This window comes from Rhizobium aouanii, from assembly GCF_037002925.1.
Taxonomy (GTDB): Bacteria; Pseudomonadota; Alphaproteobacteria; order Rhizobiales; family Rhizobiaceae; genus Rhizobium; species Rhizobium aouanii.
The window spans coordinates 225,465-243,189 of sequence record NZ_JBAMYD010000010.1 but is presented as its reverse complement, the minus strand read 5'-3'; the positions used below and the strand labels follow the sequence as shown (position 1 = coordinate 243,189).

Genomic DNA, 17,725 nt, shown 5'->3' with positions numbered 1-17,725 from the left:
GCATGTCGCCATGCCGCCCGCTCGAAGGGAATGTCGCGATTATTCCGCGGCGTCGGCAGCAGCAGCCGCAGCGTCGGCGACCTTCTGAGCCTTTTCGGCGGCGCGTTCCTGGGCGCGCTTGCCGGGCTTTGCCTTGACCGGGTTGTTCTTGACTTCGCGCTTGGCAACGCCTGCCTCATCGAGGAAGCGCAGAACGCGGTCGGTCGGCTGAGCGCCGTGTTCGATCCAGTGCTTGATGCGCTCGGCGTTCAGCTGAACGCGCTTCTCATCGTCCTTGGCAAGCATCGGGTTCCAGGAACCGAGGTTTTCGAGGAAGCGGCCGTCACGCGGGCTGCGCGCATCGGCGAGAACGACGTGGTAATAGGGGCGCTTCTTGGAACCACCGCGGGCGAGACGAATTTTCAGTGCCATGTTCTTTACTCCTTGGGCTTTTCTTGACCGCTTTCTCGAGCGGTACGGTTATCGGGCTGCAGCGCTTTGTTCAGCGTGATCCGCAGCGATCTGCTCATGATGCCGGATGACTTCCTTGATGACGAAGTTCAGGAACTTCTCGGCGAAATCCGGGTCCAGATTGGCGGCTTTCGCCAGCTGGCGAAGGCGTTCGATCTGGTATTCCTCGCGTGCCGGGTCGGCCGGCGGCAAATTGTATTTGGCCTTCAGCACGCCGACCTCTTTGGTGCAGCGGAAGCGTTCGGCCAGCATGTGCACGAGAGCGGCATCGATATTGTCGATCGACTGACGATAGCTCGCGAGCTGGGTTTTGACGTTTGGATCAATCATGGGGCAAACGATCCTTTCACTTCTTCTTCGGCAATCCGGGCAATCCCGGGAAACCACCGCCAGGGCCCGGCAGCTTGGCGCCGCCGAGGCCGGACAATCCACCCGGCAGACCGCCGAGACCGGGCATGCCCCCACCCGGTTTTCCAAGCCCCGCTGCTTCCGCCTGCTTCTGCAAGGCCTCGAGCTGCCGGGGATCGATATTCGAGAGATCGGGCATGCCGCCACCCATGCCGCCCATGCCGCCGCCGAGCCCCATCTTGCCGGCAAGGCCGCCCATCATCTGCTTCATCATGCCGCCTTTGCCCTTGCCGCCCATCATCTTCATCATGTCCGCCATCTGGCGGTGCATCTTCAGAAGCTTGTTGATGGCGGCGGCATCGGTGCCGGAGCCGGCGGCGATGCGCTTCTTGCGCGAATGCTTGAGCAGGTCGGGATTGGTGCGCTCGGCCTTGGTCATCGACTGGATGATGGCGATCTGGCGGCCGAAAAGCTTGTCGTCGAGGCCGGCTGCGGCCATCTTGTCCTTCATGCCGGCCATGCCGGGCATCATGCCCATGATACCGCCCATGCCGCCCATCTTCTGCATCTGGCGCAATTGGTCGGCGAGATCGTCGAGATCGAACTTGCCCTTGGCCATCTTGGCGGCCATGGCCGCCGCCTTCTCGGCGTCGATGTTCTCCGCCGCGCGCTCGACGAGCGAGACGATGTCGCCCATGCCAAGGATACGGTCGGCGATGCGGCGGGGATGGAATTCCTCCAGCTCGCTCATCTTCTCGCCGACGCCGATCAGCTTGATCGGCTTGCCGGTGACGGCGCGCATCGAAAGGGCGGCACCGCCGCGGCCATCGCCGTCCATGCGGGTCAGCACCAGACCGGTGATGCCGACGCGTTCGTCGAAACTGCGGGCAAGGTTGACGGCGTCCTGGCCGGTGAGGCTATCGGCAACCAGCAGGATTTCATGCGGGTTCGACCGCTTCTTGATGTCGGCCATCTCGACCATCAAGGGCTCGTCGATATGCGTGCGGCCGGCGGTATCGAGGATGACGACATCATGGCCGCCGAGCTTGGCCGCCTGCACGGCGCGGGCGGCGATATCCGTCGGCGACTGGCCTGATATAACAGGCAGCGTGTCGATATTGACCTGCGCGCCGAGCTGGCGAAGCTGCTCCTGGGCTGCCGGACGGCGCGTGTCGAGCGACGCCATCAGCACCTTCTTCTTCTCGCGCGTCGACAGGCGATGGGCGATCTTCGCCGACGTCGTCGTCTTGCCGGAGCCCTGCAGGCCGACCATCATGATGACGACAGGGGCAGCGGCATGAAGGTCGACGCCAACGCCTTCGCCGCCCAGCATCTCGATCAGTTCGTCATGCACGATCTTGACGACCATCTGGCCGGGCTTGATCGACTTCAAAATCTCGGCACCGACGGCCTTCTCACGCACGCGGTCGGTGAAGGAACGCACGACGTCGAGCGCGACATCGGCCTCCAGCAACGCACGGCGAACCTCGCGCAGCGCTGCGGAAACATCGGCTTCCGAAAGCGCGCCACGGCCTGTCAGTCCATTCAGAATGGATCCAAGACGGTCCTGGAGGTTTTCAAACATCGGCTCTTCCTTGATACGTTTCGGGCAGGTTGGGATATGCCCGGAAACGTCGTGCTTTTCCTTGACGAAAACAAGACGCAAAGCCAAAAAGCACCCGAGGGCGCATCGCGCTGTCGGGTGTTGACCTCCGGGATCTCTAAGTCCCGGTCGGCGGCTCGGAGTCATGTGGCTCGTCGCGGATTGGGCGCGATAAACAGGAAAGCCGCGCGAAAGTCAAGACAATGCAGACAAATGACCGCATGACCGCCGTCTCAAAAGCTGGATGAGAGAGGGCGCCAGTGTCTCATCCAGCGGTTGCAGCAAAAGTACATACTCAAACAAGGCGATGTATTAGCTTGCGCAATCCGCCAGGGTTTCAGGTTTTGCCGATAAATATTGCCACTCCGGCGGCCGAATTCGCTGTCGACGCCAGTTGCAAATTATTGTGCTTATGATTCTACTTTCTACTTAAGTGCGTCCTGTAAAATGATTCGTGAATATCCTTGATGCCGAATGAATCGGCGGAGATATCGAATGCTAAATGCTGATATTGAGAGCTGGGCGCTGGCGCGGGCCCATCATATTGTCCTGAATGAAGGCCTGAATCTTGCGAAGGCGGCACAGGATCTGGATCGCAAGCGGTCCCGCTCGTTGGTCTACGAGCTGAGAAAGGTCATCACCGCAGCCATTGTCGAAGCCCATGCTGCGTCCTTCGATCCCGACGGTGCACAGCGGTAAAAGCCGAACTGCTGCCTCGAAGGGGTCAGCGGGCCGCAACGTCTGCCCGGCACTCACCCACTGGTAATTCCTTCGCATTTCCGCCATATACACCGGAAAGACAGACGGAACGATACCATGAGCGCAACGGTCGAATTCGCGAGGATGAACGGGCTTGGCAACAAGATCCTGGTCGTCGACATGCGCGGCCGACCGGACAAAGTGACGCCGGCGGCGGCGGTCGCGCTCAATGCCGATCCGCAGACCGAGTTCGATCAGATCATGGCGATCCATGATCCGAAGGCCGAAGGCACCGATGCCTTCATCGATATCCTGAATTCCGATGGCTCGAAGGCGCAGGCCTGCGGCAATGGCACGCGCTGCGTCGTGCAGGCGCTTGCCGCCGAGACCGGCAGGAAGGTCTTTACCTTCCAGACGGTTGCCGGCATCCTCAACGCCGTCGAGCACGAGGACGGGACGATTTCGGTCGACATGGGCCGGCCGGTGTTCGATTGGAACCGGATCCCACTGGCGGAAGAATTCCACGACACCAGCCGCATCGAGTTGCAGATCGGCCCGATCGACAAGCCGGTGCTGCATTCGCCGTCGACGATGTCGATGGGCAATCCGCATGCGATCTTCTGGGTGGACAGGGACGTGATGTCCTATGACCTCGCCCGCTTCGGACCGCTGCTCGAAAACCATCCGATGTTTCCCGAGCGCGCCAATATCACGCTGGCGCAAGTGACCTCGCCGACATCCCTGACGACCCGCACCTGGGAGCGCGGCGCCGGGCTGACGCTCGCCTGCGGCTCGGCTGCTTGTTCTGCTGCCGTCAGTGCTGCGCGCACCGGCCGCACCGGCCGCAAGGTGACGATCAATGTGGCAAGCGCCAAGCCGCCGGCCAGGCTTTCCATCGAATGGCGCGAGCGCGACGATCATGTCGTCATGACCGGCCCGGCCGAATGGGAATGGTCGGGCAGGGTCGATCCTTCGACCGGTCTCTGGTCGCGCGATGGTACCCGAGAGGCGGAGGCGCAGTGAGCGGCATCGAGGTCATTACCTTCGGCTGCCGCCTCAACACATATGAATCCGAAGTGATGAAGGCGCAGGCTGAGAAGGCCGGGCTCAACAACGCCATCCTGGTCAATACCTGTGCCGTGACCGGCGAGGCCGTGCGCCAGGCTCGCCAGGCGATCCGCCGGGCACGGCGCGACAATCCGCATGCCCGCATCATCGTCACCGGCTGCGCCGCGCAGACGGAAAAGCAGACCTTCGCCGCGATGGCGGAGGTCGATGCCGTGCTCGGCAACGAGGAGAAGCTGACGAGCGCCTCCTATCGCAGCTTGCCGGATTTCGGCGTTTCGGCCGAAGAGAAGCTCCGGGTCAACGACATCATGAGCGTCAAGGCGACGGCGCCGCAGATGGTCAGGCATATCGACGGCCATGTGCGCGCCTTCATCCAGGTGCAGAATGGCTGCGACCATCGCTGCACTTTCTGCATCATTCCCTATGGCCGCGGCAATTCCCGCTCCGTACCGATGGGAGCCGTCGTCGATCAGGCCCGCAATCTCGTCGACGGCGGTTATCGCGAGATCGTACTGACCGGAGTCGATGCCACCAGCTATGGCAGCGATCTGCCGGGCGCCCCGACGCTCGGGCTGTTGGCGAAGACGCTGCTGAAGCAGATCCCCGATATCCGCCGGCTCAGGCTTTCCTCGATCGACAGCATCGAGGCCGACGCCCACCTGATGGATCTGATTGCCGACGAGCCACGTTTCATGCCGCATCTGCATCTGTCGCTGCAGCATGGCGACGACATGATCCTGAAGCGCATGAAGCGCCGGCATTTACGCGCCGATGCGTTGCGTTTCATCGAGGATGCGCGCCGCCTCCGCCCCGAGATGAGTTTCGGCGCCGATATGATTGCCGGCTTTCCCACCGAAACCGAAGAGATGTTCGAGAATTCCGTGAGGCTGGCCGAAGAGGCTGGCATCGCCCATCTGCATGTCTTCCCCTATAGTCCGCGTCCCGGTACGCCGGCCGCCCGCATGCCGCAGCTCGACCGGTCGCTGGTCAAGGACCGCGCCGCAAGGCTGCGCGCGGCTGGACATATGCTGTATCAGTCCCATCTCGATCGGATGATCGGAACCCGGCAATGGCTGCTTGTTGAAAACAACGGCCTAGCGCATACGGAGAACTTCACGCTGGTCGCTGCCCCCGGCATTCGTCCAGGCGAACTTGTGCCGGTCACGATCACCGGCCACAATGGCAAACATCTCGACATGCAATTGACGGCCGCAGCCGCGGCCTGACTTTCACGGAATCCCCATGGCGCTCAGTTTCATCAAAAAGGTCTTCACCTTCGGCAAGCCGGCTGAAGAACCTGTGCCTGCGGCCGTGGAAAGGGAGTTGGAACCGCGTTCGCGCGACGAAGATCTGCCGGTTGCCGACGATCCGGTGCTGGCCGAGGAAATGGATACGGCCGGCGGTCCGGCTGCCGATATTGACGAGGGCGGGGTCGAAGCAGCGGTTGCTGAAGATGATGTCGAATCCTCAATCCTGCCCGCCGCCGACCAACTGAGCGATATGGGTGTCGTGCCGCTTTCATTGCTGGAAGCCGAGGCGGAGGCCGCGCAAGATACCCCCCCTACCCTGCCGGACGTCCCCCCCACAGGTGGGGGGACTACGCAGTTGGATGCCGCTCGTCAGACAAGAGATGTGGAGAGTGAGCCCGCTGCTTCGGATGATTCAGTCGATGCGGCGGAAAACATTGCCGCGAGTTTCCCCCCACCTGTGGGGGGGATGCCCGGCAGGGTAGGGGGGGAAGCCGCAGATCGCGAGCCTTCGGTCGAAACGCCCCTGCCGCCATCAGAGTCGATAGAATCGGCGCCGACCGTTGAGCCGGTGCTTCCCAAAGGCTTTGCCACCGGCCCGAAGCTCGTCGAGCCGGAGCCGGTTGTTTTGCAGCCAAAACTCAGCTGGTTCCAGCGCCTGCGTAATGGCCTTGCACGCACCTCTTCGCAGCTGACCGGCCAGATCACCGCGCTCTTCACCAAGCGCAAGCTCGATGACGAGACGCTGCAGGATCTCGAGGACCTGCTGATCCAGGCCGATCTCGGTGTCGAGACCGCCATGCGCGTCACCGACACGCTTGCTTCTGAGCGCTATGGCAAGGATGTCACCGGCGAGGATGTCAGCCGGATCATGGCGTTAGAAATCGCCAAGGTGCTGAAGCCGGTCGCCAAGCCGCTGCAGCTCGACCTCTCGCACAAGCCGCATGTCATCCTCGTCGTCGGCGTCAACGGCACCGGCAAGACCACGACGATCGGCAAGCTTGCGGCAAAGCTTTCCGGCGCCGGGCTGAAGGTGATGCTGGCCGCCGGCGATACTTTCCGGGCGGCGGCGATCGAGCAGCTGAAAATCTGGGCCGACCGGACGAAATCCGAATTCATCGGCACCAAGCTCGGCGCCGATGCCGCCGGCCTTGCCTATGATGCCTTCGAACAGGCAAAGGCAAAAAAATGCGACGTGCTGATCGTCGATACCGCCGGCCGCCTGCAGAACAAGGCAGAGCTGATGGCCGAGCTCGAGAAGATCGTGCGCGTGCTCGGAAAACTCGATCCCGACGCGCCGCATACCGTGCTGCAGACGCTCGATGCCACGACGGGGCAGAACGCGCTCAGCCAGGTCGAGATCTTCCGCAACGTCGCCGGCGTCAACGGGCTGATCATGACCAAGCTCGACGGCACGGCGCGCGGCGGCATTCTCGTCGCCATCTCCGCCAAGCATAAGCTGCCGGTCTATTTCATCGGCGTCGGTGAGGGCGTCGAGGATCTGGAGCCGTTCGAGGCCGAGGATTTTGCCCATGCCATTGCCGGACTTGGGCAATGATGCCACAGATATGCCGCCGAATGCCTGCAGGCCACGGCCGGAAACAGGTTTCCAGGAAAACAGGTTTGAAGAACGCATGAGCACCGAAAGCGATATCACCCCGTCTGTTGCCGACCGGCATCATCCGCTGCTGAAACTGGCGCTGGAACTCGGGCCGCTAATGATCTTCTTCTTCGCCAATCTGCGCGGCCAGTGGCTGGTGGAGACGTTTCCTGCTCTTTCCGAATTGGGTGGGCCGCTGTTCGTCGCGACCGGGCTCTTCATGGCGGCGACGATCATCTCACTGATCGTTTCGAAGATCGTGCTCGGCCATCTGCCGATCATGCCTTTTGTATCCGGCATCGTCGTCGTCATCTTCGGCTCGCTGTCGATCTGGCTGCAGAACGAGACCTTCATCAAGATGAAGCCGACCATCGTCAACGCGCTCTTCGGCGTGGCGCTGCTCGGCGGGCTGGCCTTCGGCAAGTCGCTGCTCGGCTATGTCTTCAACGCCGCCTTCCAGCTCGATGCCGAGGGCTGGCGCAAGCTCACCATCCGCTGGGGCATCTTCTTTCTCTTCCTCGCGGTGCTGAACGAAGTTGTCTGGCGCAATTTTTCCGACGGTACCTGGGTCGCTTTCAAGGTCTGGGGCACGATGCCGATCACCATCATCTTCACGCTGGCGCAGATGCCGCTGGTGCTGAAGCATAGCGTGAACCTGGAAACGGAAGGCGAGAAGTGAGCGCTGTCGACGTAGAATCTCGCGTAAGACACCAGACCTTTTGGTTCGCCGCCTGCCTTGCGGTGCTGATCACTCAGATTGCTGCCGAATTTATGATGGGCCGCGTACCGATCTGCGCCTGCGGTACTGTCAAACTGTGGGAGGGTGGGGTCAATACCAGCGGCAATTCGCAGCATCTGTCGGATTGGTACACGCCGTCGCACATCATCCACGGCTTCCTGTTTTACGGCCTCGCGCATCTCATCCTGCGCGGCAAGCCGTTGGCGGCAAGGCTGCTGCTGGCGCTAGTGATCGAATCCGGCTGGGAGCTGCTCGAAAACTCCCCTCTCATCATCGACCGCTACCGCACGGCGACGATCGCGCTCGATTATTACGGCGACAGCATCCTGAATTCGGCGATGGACACCGTCTTCATGTGTGTCGGCTTCTTCTTCGCGCGGCGCGCACCGGTGGCGCTCACGGTTGCGATCGCCATCTTCTTCGAGATTTTCACCGGCTACATCATCCGCGACAACCTGACGCTCAACATTGTGATGCTGATCTGGCCGGTGGAGGCGATCAAAGTCTGGCAGGGCGGGGGTTAAGGCTTCTTTGTCCTGATAAGACGCCTCATTAAGAAACCGGCTTGCCGAGCGCCTTTTCCATCGCTGGAAACAGCCCTTCCTTCAGGCTGATATCGTCGAAGGGTCCGACGCGCTTGTAGAGGATCGTGCCGTCAGGCCCGACCAGATAGCTTTCCGGAATGCCGTAGACACCCCAGTCGATCGCTGCCTTGCCGTTTGGATCGATGCCGATCGCCCGAAAAGGGTTGCCGAGTTCGCCGAGGAAACGCAGGGCGTTGTCGCTCTGGTCCTTGTAATTGATGGCGACAATGTTCAGCCGTCCGTCTTTTGCCAGTTCTTTCAATATCGGATGTTCGTCCCGGCAGGGGAGGCACCATGAGGCGAAGACGTTGACGAGGGTCAGCTTGCCCTTGATTGCAGCATCGGTCAGCGCCGGCAGGTTGGCGCCGTCGAGCGGCGGCAGGTTCAGCACCGGCGCCTTGGTGCCGATCAGGGCGGAGGGAATTTCGGCGATGTTCTTGCCATGGAAATCCTGGTCGTAGAGCATCTTTGCGGCCGTGCCCGCAATGCCGCCGAAGACGACGAGCGGCAGCAGCGCCAATGCGTAACGGTTCAGCCCGCGCGGCTTGGCGGCGGCGTTTTCCGGCATGTCGTTCATTCCCCATCCCCCACACTGTCCTTGGGGCGCGCCGAACGGCGGCGGATGCCGGCAGCCTCAAGGGCTGCAAGTTCCCTGCGGCGGGCGCGGCCATCGACCCAGGTCCAGGCGGTAACGGCGACCGTCACCAGGGCTGCGAAACCATAGGAAGCGTAGACGTAGAAGGCATGCGTCACGATTTAATCCTCCCGGCTCGCCATGCGGGCGGCAAGACGGCGCTGGGCGGCAATGCGGCGGCGCCAGATCTCGTTCCTCATCGCCATGATGTGCAGCGTGAAGAAGAGCAGGGTGAAGGCGATCGCCATGACGAAGAGCGGCCGCAGGAATTCCGGATCGATCGCCGGGCCATCGAGGCGCAGCACGCTTGCCGATTGGTGCAGCGTGTTCCACCACTCGACCGAGAATTTGATGATCGGGATGTTGACGAAGCCGACGAGGATGAGCACGGCGCTGACGCGCGCGGCCTTCGACGGATCGTCGATGGCGCGGCCGAGCGCAATCAGCCCGAGATACATCAGGAAGAGAACGAAGACGGAGGTGAGCCGCGCATCCCAGACCCACCAGGTGCCCCACATCGGCTTGCCCCAGAGCGAGCCGGTGACGAGGGCAAGCAGGGTAAAGGCGGCGCCGAGCGGCGCTGCGGCCTTGGCGGAGACATCGGCCAGCGGATGGCGCCAGACCAGAGTGCCGATCGCCGAGAGGCTCATGATCGTATAGCACATCATCGAAAGCCAGGCCGAGGGCACATGCACATACATGATGCGTACGGTCTCGCCCTGCTGGTAATCGCCTTCGGTGGCAAAGCTCAGATAGAGGCCGACCGCGAAACAGAGGGCGGTGATGCCAGCCAGCCACGGAATGGCGCGCGCCGCCAGCGCCAGAAACCGCGTCGGGTTGGCGAGATCGCTGAATTTGCTGATGGCAAGGCTCGTTTCGCTCATGTCCGCTTCCTTACCTTGATCCGGCTTTTCCCGCAATCGAATGGCCCATCAATCCGCTGTGTTTCGCAGCGCCAGGGCGGCGGCTGCCGGGCCGATGACCGCGAAGAAGAGTGTCAGCGCGATGAGGATCAGGAAGGGCGGCAGGAAGGGGGCGGGATCCTCGACTGCGGCATAGGTGGCGCTGACGCCGAAGATCAGCACCGGAATGGTCAGCGGCAGCACGAGGATCGAGACCAGCAGGCCGCCGCGGGGAAGCGCCACGGCAACGGCAGCACCGACGGCGCCGATGAAGGTGATGGCGGGCGAGCCGACCAGCAGCGTCAGCATGGTGGCAGCAATCGCCGTCTCGTCCATGTTCATGAAGAGGCCGAGCAGCGGCGAGGCGATGACCAGCGGCAGGCTGGTGGCCGTCCAATGGGCGAAGCATTTGACCAGCACGGTGAGGACGAGCGGCGTTTCCTGTATCAGCATCAAGTCGAGCGATCCGTCATCGCGCTCGGCCTGGAACAGGCGGTCGAGGCCGAGAAGGGCGGCAAGCAGCGCCCCGATCCAGACGATGGCGGGGCCGATGCGCGACAGCAGCTTGAGATCGGGACCGACGCCGAAGGGAATGACGGCGACAATGGTCAGGAAGAACAGCACGCCGATCAGCGCACCGCCGCCAGCACGGATCGAGAGTTTCAGGTCTCGGAGGAACAGGGCGGTCATGCGGAGTGCCCGTTGCGGGGATGTGAGGAAGACCCCTCACTGTGAGTGGAGAAAAACCCCTCCCCAACCCCTCCCCACAAGGGGGAGGGGCTAAGTCGCAGCCCGCAATGGCGGTCAAAAGCCAAGATCTCGCAAGCTGTTATCGTTCTGCGAACTGCAAGGATGAGGTTTGCATGAGGCAGCGCGGCATCATAGCCCCTCCCCCTTGTGGGGAGGGGTTGGGGAGGGGTTTTCACGCCGTACCCGTAAACCATCAACCCCATACCCCCGCATCGACCCCGGAAAAGCCCGTCATCTCCAATTCCTGCGCACTCCTCAGCCCCAGCGGCTGATGCGTTGCCGCCAGCACGATGCCGCCCTTGGCCTGATGCGTCGTGATCAAATCGGCAAACAGCCGGTCGGCGCTGGCATCGAGGGCGGCGGTCGGTTCGTCGAGGATCCAGATGGGGCGGTGGGCGACGAGCAGTTTGGCGAAGGCTATCCGGCGCTGCTGGCCGGCGGAGAGATAACCGAAGGGAAGGTGGGTGACGCCGGAAAGACCGACGGCGTCAGTGGCGTCCTCGACGGAAGGGGTGGCGACGGAGCCTGCACTGCCGAGAAAGGTGCGCCAGAAATCGAGGTTTTCTGCAACCGTAAGTTCATTCTTCATCGCATTTCGATGGCCGAGGTAGTGGCTGACTTCCCCGGGGTGCCTGCCTTCCCGACTCTCTTCGCCGTGAAATATGACAGTGCCTTTTTCCGGCCTGAGGAGGCCGGCGACGACACGCAGCAAAGTGGACTTTCCCGATCCATTTTTCCCGGTTAGCACAAGCGCCTCGCCGGCTGCCAAGTGAAAGGAAATGTTAAGGAAAATGAAATCCTCACCGCGCCTTGCAGCCAGATTTTCGGCGGTGAGATGCATACGTCGGCTCTTTCTTGGTTTCGGCTCGCGGCGGGGTCAAAAAATGTCCGATTTTGACTGTGCTCGGGTATGGCAAGTTTTTAGGAAATTATCTATAAGACCTGCAACCACGCCAGCGGTCGGCGTGAATTTCATCCTTGCGCCGAACTTGGAGCGTCTGTTCCACGTGCGGACAGCGGAAATGGCCGTACCCGCATCCTGATGTGCATTAAGTGCATAGGCGTTCGCACGACTGTGTTGGCTATCAGAAACGGGGTATCTCGTGTCTAAATCTCTTGACAGTTTCAATTGTCGTTCCACGCTTTCCGTCAACGGGAAGGACTATGTCTATTACAGCCTGCCCAAGGCTGAGGCAAACGGTCTGGCCGGCGTGTCGAAGCTTCCCTATTCGATGAAGGTGCTGCTCGAAAACCTGCTGCGCTTCGAAGACGGGCAGTCGGTCACCAAGGAGCACATCCTGGCCGTTGCCGAATGGTTGAACAATAAGGGTGCGGTCGAAAACGAAATCGCCTATCGCCCGGCGCGCGTGCTGATGCAGGACTTCACCGGCGTTCCCGCCGTCGTCGATCTTGCCGCGATGCGCGACGCGATGGTGTCGCTCGGCGGTGATCCCGAGAAGATCAACCCGCTCGTTCCGGTCGACCTCGTCATCGACCACTCCGTCATCGTCGACGAATTCGGCACGCCGCAGGCTTTCGCCAGGAATGTGGAGCTGGAATACCAGCGTAACGGCGAGCGCTACCGCTTCCTGAAGTGGGGCCAGCAGGCTTTCAAGAATTTCCGCGTCGTGCCTCCCGGCACCGGTATCTGTCATCAGGTCAATCTCGAATATCTCGGCCAGACCGTCTGGACCAAGGAAGAGGACGGCGAGACGATCGCCTATCCGGATACCTGCGTCGGCACAGACAGCCACACGACGATGATCAACGGTCTCGGCGTTCTCGGCTGGGGTGTGGGCGGTATCGAAGCGGAAGCTGCGATGCTCGGCCAGCCGGTCTCGATGCTGCTGCCCGAAGTCATCGGCTTCAAGCTGACCGGCAAGCTCAAGGAAGGCGTCACGGCGACCGACCTCGTTCTCACCGTCGTGCAGATGCTGCGCAAGAAGGGCGTCGTTTCGAAGTTCGTCGAATTCTTCGGCCCCGGCATGGACAACATGCCGCTCGCCGACCGCGCGACGATCGGCAACATGGGTCCGGAATATGGCGCCACCTGCGGCTTCTTCCCGGTCGACGGCGAAACCATCAATTACCTTACCATGTCCGGCCGCACGCATGACCGGATCGCCCTCGTCGAAGCCTATTCGAAGGCTCAAGGTATGTGGCGCGAGGGCGACGGCTCCGAGCTCGTCTTCACCGATACGCTGGAACTCGATCTTAGCGACGTCGTGCCGTCGATGGCCGGCCCGAAGCGTCCGGAAGGCCGCATTTCGCTCGAGAACATCGCGACCGGTTTTGCCGGCTCCATGGATGCCGACTACAAGAAGCCCGGCCAGTTGAACAACCGCTATGCGGTTGAAGGCACCGACTTCGATCTCGGCCACGGCGACGTGGCGATCGCTGCCATCACGTCGTGCACCAACACCTCCAACCCGTCAGTGCTGATCGCCGCCGGCCTTCTTGCCCGCAACGCCGTTGCCAAGGGCCTGAAGACGAAGCCGTGGGTGAAGACCTCGCTGGCACCTGGAAGCCAAGTCGTCGGCGAATATCTCGCCAAGTCGGGCCTGCAGGCCGATCTCGACAAGCTCGGCTTCAACCTCGTCGGCTTCGGCTGCACCACCTGCATCGGCAATTCCGGCCCGCTGCCGGCACCGATCTCGAAGACGATCAACGACAAGGGCCTTATCGTTTCCGGCGTTCTCTCCGGCAACCGTAACTTTGAAGGCCGCATCTCGCCCGACGTGCAGGCGAACTACCTCGCATCTCCGCCGCTCGTCGTCGCTTATGCGCTTGCCGGCACGGTGCAGATGGATCTGACCAAGGAGCCGATCGGCGAGGACCAGAGCGGCAATCCGGTCTATCTCAAGGACATCTGGCCGACCTCTAAGGAAGTCCAGGAATTCATCCTGAAATACGTGACCCGCGAACTCTACGAAAGCAAATATGCCGATGTCTTCAAGGGCGACGTCAACTGGCAGGCCGTTCAGGTCCCGCCGGGTCAGACCTATGCCTGGGACGATGATTCGACCTACGTGCAGAACCCGCCCTACTTCGTCGGCATGGGCAAGAAGGGCACCGGCGTCTCCGACATCAAGGGCGCCCGCGTCCTTGGCCTGTTCGGCGACAAGATCACCACCGACCACATCTCGCCGGCTGGTTCGATCAAAGCGGCATCGCCGGCCGGCGCCTACCTCATCGACCACGACGTCGCCGTTGCCGACTTCAACCAGTACGGCACGCGCCGCGGCAACCATGAAGTGATGATGCGCGGCACCTTCGCCAATATCCGCATCCGCAACCACATGCTCGGCCCGAACGGCAAGGAAGGTGGCTACACCATCCACTACCCGTCGAAGGAAGAGACCTCGATCTACGACGCCGCGATGCAGTACAAGCAGGAAGGCGTGCCGCTCGTCATCTTTGCCGGTGTCGAATACGGCAACGGCTCCTCGCGCGACTGGGCTGCCAAGGGCACCAACCTGCTCGGCGTCAAGGCAGTGATCGCCCAGTCCTTCGAGCGCATCCATCGCTCGAACCTGGTCGGCATGGGCATCATCCCTTTCGTCTTCGAAGAGGGCACGACCTGGCAGAGCCTCGGCCTCAAGGGCGATGAACTCGTCACCATCGAAGGTCTGGAAAAGATCAAACCGCGCGAGAAGAAGATTGCCAGGATCACCTATGGCGACGGCACCGTGAAGGAGGTTCCGCTGCTGTCGCGCGTCGATACGCTCGACGAGGTGATCTACCTCAACAATGGCGGAATCCTGCAGACGGTTCTGCGCGATCTCGCTGCCTGATTTTTAAGAAACTCGCATGATAATGGCCGCCGGAGAGCAGTTTCCGGCGGCTTTTCTTTGCGGCGACAGTATTTAAGCGGGGCTCACGATGATTTGTTTTACGCAAGTTCCTGTCGAGCTACGTCTCACCCGTTCGTGACTTTTCGTTTAGACCCAGAAGGATTATTCGTACGTTCATGTCAGGGCCCCGGTTCAAACATGCCGTCGGCGCTGAAAAAGAGGTGCAGGTGAATGTCCCCCCGTTTTTTGATTCCGCTGATCGCCGGCGTTGTTCTCTCAGGCCCGCTGCAGGCCGAAGACGGCACGCCGAAAGGTGTCGTCGAACTCTTCACGTCGCAGGGCTGCTCTTCCTGTCCTCCCGCTGATGCCGCTTTCCGCAAGCTGGTGAACCAGGGCGATGTCATCGCGCTCGCCTATCATGTCGATTACTGGAACTATCTCGGCTGGGCCGATACGCTGAGCTCCAAGGAAAATACCGAGCGGCAGTATGGTTATGCCAAGACGATGGGCCGCAGCAACGTCTACACGCCGCAAGCCATCGTCAACGGACGCGACCATTTGGCCGGCGCCGATCTGAATGGCATCAACGGCAAGATCGACACCTACAGCAGCGAAGGCAACGGGCTGACTATTCCCATCAGTGCCGCGATGCGCGGCGACGAACTGGAAATCAAGATCGGTGCCGGACAGGGCAAAGCCAATGTCGTGATGGTCTATTTCGACAAGGAAAAGACGATCGATGTCGAAAAGGGCGAGAACAGCGGCAAGAAGATTTCCTATCTGCACAGCGTCACCAATGTCGAAACCGTCGGCATGTGGGACGGCAAAGCAACCAGTCTGACACTGCCGGCCAGCGTCCTGCAGCGGCCGCAGCTCGAGGGCTGCGCCATCCTGCTGCAATCGGCAACCGCAGACGGCGATCCGGCTGCGATCCTTGGCGCGACCGTGGTGATGGCTGGCAAAAATATCTGAGATTCCATCCAGTCCGGATGAGGTGCCGGGCGGCCCGGCCGAGCGTATTCGGGGCTGGGGTTAAGGTCGATACGCTCCGCCGGGCCCTTTGGCGCGCTGGCGCCAAACCGGAATTCATAAATCTCCTGCAAATGAGGCGCTGTTTTGACTGAAATGCGGCGCTGCCGAGAAAGCGTTGACCTGTCCAGCGCGAAAATCGGCCCCAACTTTCAGGAGGCATGGTGCACTGACTCAAAGTGCTGCAGCGTCCTTGCACGAGAGACGCGCGGCGCTGTAGTGCGGTCGAATGTGACGGCTGGCACTCTTGCAATTTGCGGCAGCTCGGGCAAACTGTCACCCTCCTGTCACAAGCGGAGGCCTCGGGAGACTGATGACAGATCAGCCGGATTTGCGACACGGCGAAAGCCGATCCGTCGACAATAGTTCCTCAGTCGTCGTCGATCTCAGGGAATACAAACAAAGCAAGGACCCGCTTCCGGTGACCTTCCACCGGCGCGAACTGGACGCGATCCTCTGGATCTACGGCCGCATGGTCGGTGATGGTGAATGGCGCGACTACGCCATCGATCACCTGAAGGACAGGGCGGTCTTTTCCGTTTTCAAGCGTTCCGGCGAAATGCCGCTCTTCCGCATCGAGAAAAACCCGAAGCTCGCCGCCAAGCAGGGCGCCTATTCCGTGATCAGCGTCAACGGCACCATCCTGAAGCGCGGTCACGAGCTGAACCAGGTGCTGAAGGTCTTCGACAAGGCCCTGAAGCTCGTCGACAAGTAAGCCATATCAGCCGTTAAACAGCACGCCGGGATAGGTCGACGGGTCCGGATCAGTGCTCATGCCGTCACCGAGGGCGCGCTGCATGAACATCGTATCCAGCCAGCGGCCGTGCTTGTAACCGGTGCCCTTCATCAGTCCGACCTCCTCGAAGCCGGCCGTGCGATGGAGCGCGATCGATGCGGGGCTGGCGCCGCCGATGACGGCCGCCATCTGCCGAAAGCCGAGGGTGGTGCAACGGATGACCAGTTCGGCGAGCAGCGCCTTGCCGATGCCGCGGCCACGGGCTTCAGGCGCCAGATAGATCGAATCCTCGACCAGCCAGCGATAGGCGGGACGCGTGCGGAAGGCCGAGGCATAGGCGTAGCCGAGAAGCGTCCCGTCCGTGCCGATGGCTGCGATATAGGGATATTGCTGGCCGACGATCGCTGAAAAACGCAGCGCCATCTCGGCCTCGGAGGGCGGGACGATCTCATAGCTCGCGACGCCGTTCAGGACCGATTCGCGATAGATATCGGCAATGGCGGGAATATCGGCGTTCGAGGCATCGCGCAGGACAAAGGACATTTCAGCAGCATATCCATAAGGGCGGCAAGGTTTTTTTAAAACCATTCCGTGGAAGCCTGCGCAACAAAAAAGGCGGCCGAAGCCGCCTTTTCGATCTCAGCCTGCCCTGCTTATTTACGGTTGCCCATGAACTGCAGCAGGAACATGAAGAGGTTGATGAAGTCGAGATAGAGCGTCAGCGCACCCATGATCGCCTTGCGGCCGGCCACGGCGACGTCATCGGCTTCCAGGTACAATTCCTTGATCCGTTGCGTATCGTAGGCCGTGAGACCTGCGAAGATCAGGACGCCGAGTACCGAGATGGCGAACTGCACGGCGGACGACGCCAGGAAGACGTTGACCAGCATAGCGATGATCAGGCCGAACAGACCCATCATCAGGAACGAGCCCATCGCCGACAGGTCACGCTTCGTCGTGTAGCCGTAAAGCGACAGCGCGCCGAAGGAGGCGGCGGTGACGAAGAAGGTCTGAACGACGCTCTGACCCGTGTAGATCAGGAAGATCGACGAGAGCGACAGGCCGACGAGCGCGGCATAGACCGCAAAGGTCGTCTGGGCGGCGGCCACCGTCATGCTATTGATCCGGAAGCTCAGGAAGAACACCAGAGCCAGCGGCGCCAGAATGACCACCCACTTCAGCGGGCTCACATAGATCGCCTGACCGAAAGCGGTCAGCTCACCATTGGCGAAGGCGAATTGGAACGACAGATATGCGGCCACACCGGTGATCGCCAGACCCAGCGCCATCAGGTTGTAGACCTTGAGCATATAAGCGCGCAGGCCTTGATCAATCATCTCGCCGGTCTGAGCGCGGCTTTGATAGTTACGAAGATCAGCCATAGTTTCCTCTTACAAGCTCCGATGGAGATACGGTGTCGGGGTTTTCGACCCGGGCGCCGCTGCGGAGCTCCAGCATGCCTGCGGATAATATGAGGCTTTCGCCCTTTGCAAACAAGAGGCTTGCAAAGGCTCCGTCGGTTAAATCGCCGTAAGGTGAAGG

The 17,725-nt window shown here is 61.3% G+C and carries 19 protein-coding genes; 9 read left to right on the top strand and 10 right to left on the bottom strand.

Annotation, left to right across the window (positions count from 1 at the left end):
* Positions 1–39: 39 nt before the first annotated feature.
* Genes rpsP through ffh form a run of 3 tightly spaced genes read right to left on the bottom strand, consistent with a single transcriptional unit; the run spans position 40 to position 2,383 of the window.
* Entirely contained in the window at positions 40–411 is a 372-nt protein-coding gene (gene rpsP / locus V8P77_RS19305) for a 30S ribosomal protein S16 (protein ID WP_003543667.1), read from the bottom strand.
* 48 nt (positions 412–459) lie between these two features.
* Positions 460–780: a chorismate mutase gene (locus V8P77_RS19300; protein ID WP_335913824.1), complete on the bottom strand. Its 321-nt coding sequence runs from the start codon at positions 778–780 to the stop codon at positions 460–462.
* Between the two features lie 16 nt (positions 781–796).
* Positions 797–2,383: a signal recognition particle protein gene (gene ffh, locus V8P77_RS19295; RefSeq protein ID WP_335913823.1), complete on the bottom strand. Its 1,587-nt coding sequence runs from the start codon at positions 2,381–2,383 to the stop codon at positions 797–799.
* Positions 2,384–2,875: 492 nt separating this feature from the next.
* Between ffh and V8P77_RS19290 the strand changes: the two genes are divergently transcribed.
* The 6 genes from V8P77_RS19290 to V8P77_RS19265 all read left to right on the top strand — a co-directional run bounded on the left by V8P77_RS19290 (position 2,876) and on the right by V8P77_RS19265 (position 8,278).
* Complete coding sequence (locus V8P77_RS19290) at positions 2,876–3,100, top strand: hypothetical protein (RefSeq protein ID WP_017962453.1); 225 nt, start codon at positions 2,876–2,878, stop codon at positions 3,098–3,100.
* A gap of 117 nt (positions 3,101–3,217) precedes the next feature.
* On the top strand, positions 3,218–4,123 hold the full coding sequence (gene dapF / locus V8P77_RS19285; protein WP_335913822.1) for a diaminopimelate epimerase: 906 nt from the start codon (positions 3,218–3,220) through the stop codon (positions 4,121–4,123).
* On the top strand, positions 4,120–5,394 hold the full coding sequence (mtaB, locus tag V8P77_RS19280; RefSeq protein ID WP_335913821.1) for a tRNA (N(6)-L-threonylcarbamoyladenosine(37)-C(2))-methylthiotransferase MtaB: 1,275 nt from the start codon (positions 4,120–4,122) through the stop codon (positions 5,392–5,394). Before dapF ends, mtaB begins: the two co-directional genes overlap by 4 nt.
* Positions 5,395–5,410: 16 nt before the next feature.
* Entirely contained in the window at positions 5,411–6,973 is a 1,563-nt protein-coding gene (gene ftsY / locus V8P77_RS19275) for a signal recognition particle-docking protein FtsY (protein ID WP_335913820.1), read from the top strand.
* A gap of 76 nt (positions 6,974–7,049) precedes the next feature.
* The gene (locus V8P77_RS19270; RefSeq protein WP_335913819.1) at positions 7,050–7,694 is read left to right on the top strand and encodes a septation protein A; all 645 of its coding nucleotides are present in this window, start codon (positions 7,050–7,052) and stop codon (positions 7,692–7,694) included.
* On the top strand, positions 7,691–8,278 hold the full coding sequence (locus tag V8P77_RS19265; protein WP_335913818.1) for a DUF2585 domain-containing protein: 588 nt from the start codon (positions 7,691–7,693) through the stop codon (positions 8,276–8,278). The genes V8P77_RS19270 and V8P77_RS19265 overlap by 4 nt, the downstream gene beginning before the upstream one ends.
* Positions 8,279–8,306: 28 nt before the next feature.
* Here V8P77_RS19265 and V8P77_RS19260 read toward each other — a convergent pair whose 3' ends face one another.
* From V8P77_RS19260 to ccmA, 5 genes are all read right to left on the bottom strand, one after another.
* A complete protein-coding gene (locus V8P77_RS19260) occupies positions 8,307–8,915 on the bottom strand; it encodes a DsbE family thiol:disulfide interchange protein (RefSeq protein WP_335913817.1) in 609 nt (202 codons plus the stop codon).
* Positions 8,912–9,091: a heme exporter protein CcmD gene (gene ccmD / locus V8P77_RS19255; RefSeq protein ID WP_168273780.1), complete on the bottom strand. Its 180-nt coding sequence runs from the start codon at positions 9,089–9,091 to the stop codon at positions 8,912–8,914. Before ccmD ends, V8P77_RS19260 begins: the two co-directional genes overlap by 4 nt.
* Positions 9,092–9,094: 3 nt before the next feature.
* Positions 9,095–9,856: a heme ABC transporter permease gene (locus V8P77_RS19250; protein WP_020052040.1), complete on the bottom strand. Its 762-nt coding sequence runs from the start codon at positions 9,854–9,856 to the stop codon at positions 9,095–9,097.
* Positions 9,857–9,904: 48 nt separating this feature from the next.
* The gene (gene ccmB, locus V8P77_RS19245) at positions 9,905–10,564 is read right to left on the bottom strand and encodes a heme exporter protein CcmB (protein WP_168266537.1); all 660 of its coding nucleotides are present in this window, start codon (positions 10,562–10,564) and stop codon (positions 9,905–9,907) included.
* 253 nt (positions 10,565–10,817) lie between these two features.
* Positions 10,818–11,465 carry a heme ABC exporter ATP-binding protein CcmA gene (ccmA, locus tag V8P77_RS19240; protein WP_335913816.1) on the bottom strand — a complete coding sequence of 216 codons (648 nt, stop codon included), beginning with the start codon at positions 11,463–11,465 and terminating at the stop codon, positions 10,818–10,820.
* A gap of 262 nt (positions 11,466–11,727) precedes the next feature.
* On the opposite strand from ccmA, the gene acnA reads away from it, so the two are divergent.
* The 3 genes from acnA to V8P77_RS19225 all read left to right on the top strand — a co-directional run bounded on the left by acnA (position 11,728) and on the right by V8P77_RS19225 (position 16,162).
* Positions 11,728–14,418, top strand: a complete 2,691-nt coding sequence (gene acnA / locus V8P77_RS19235; RefSeq protein WP_335913815.1) for an aconitate hydratase AcnA — start codon at positions 11,728–11,730, stop codon at positions 14,416–14,418.
* A 231-nt stretch (positions 14,419–14,649) separates the two neighbouring features.
* Positions 14,650–15,390 carry a DUF1223 domain-containing protein gene (locus V8P77_RS19230; protein ID WP_335913814.1) on the top strand — a complete coding sequence of 247 codons (741 nt, stop codon included), beginning with the start codon at positions 14,650–14,652 and terminating at the stop codon, positions 15,388–15,390.
* Positions 15,391–15,760: 370 nt separating this feature from the next.
* A complete protein-coding gene (locus V8P77_RS19225; RefSeq protein ID WP_020052035.1) occupies positions 15,761–16,162 on the top strand; it encodes a DUF2794 domain-containing protein in 402 nt (133 codons plus the stop codon).
* A gap of 6 nt (positions 16,163–16,168) precedes the next feature.
* Here V8P77_RS19225 and V8P77_RS19220 read toward each other — a convergent pair whose 3' ends face one another.
* Together V8P77_RS19220 and V8P77_RS19215 are read right to left on the bottom strand one after the other, a co-directional pair.
* Positions 16,169–16,726: a GNAT family N-acetyltransferase gene (locus tag V8P77_RS19220; RefSeq protein WP_335913813.1), complete on the bottom strand. Its 558-nt coding sequence runs from the start codon at positions 16,724–16,726 to the stop codon at positions 16,169–16,171.
* Positions 16,727–16,836: 110 nt separating this feature from the next.
* A complete protein-coding gene (locus V8P77_RS19215) occupies positions 16,837–17,565 on the bottom strand; it encodes a Bax inhibitor-1/YccA family protein (RefSeq protein WP_335913812.1) in 729 nt (242 codons plus the stop codon).
* Positions 17,566–17,725: the final 160 nt, after the last annotated feature.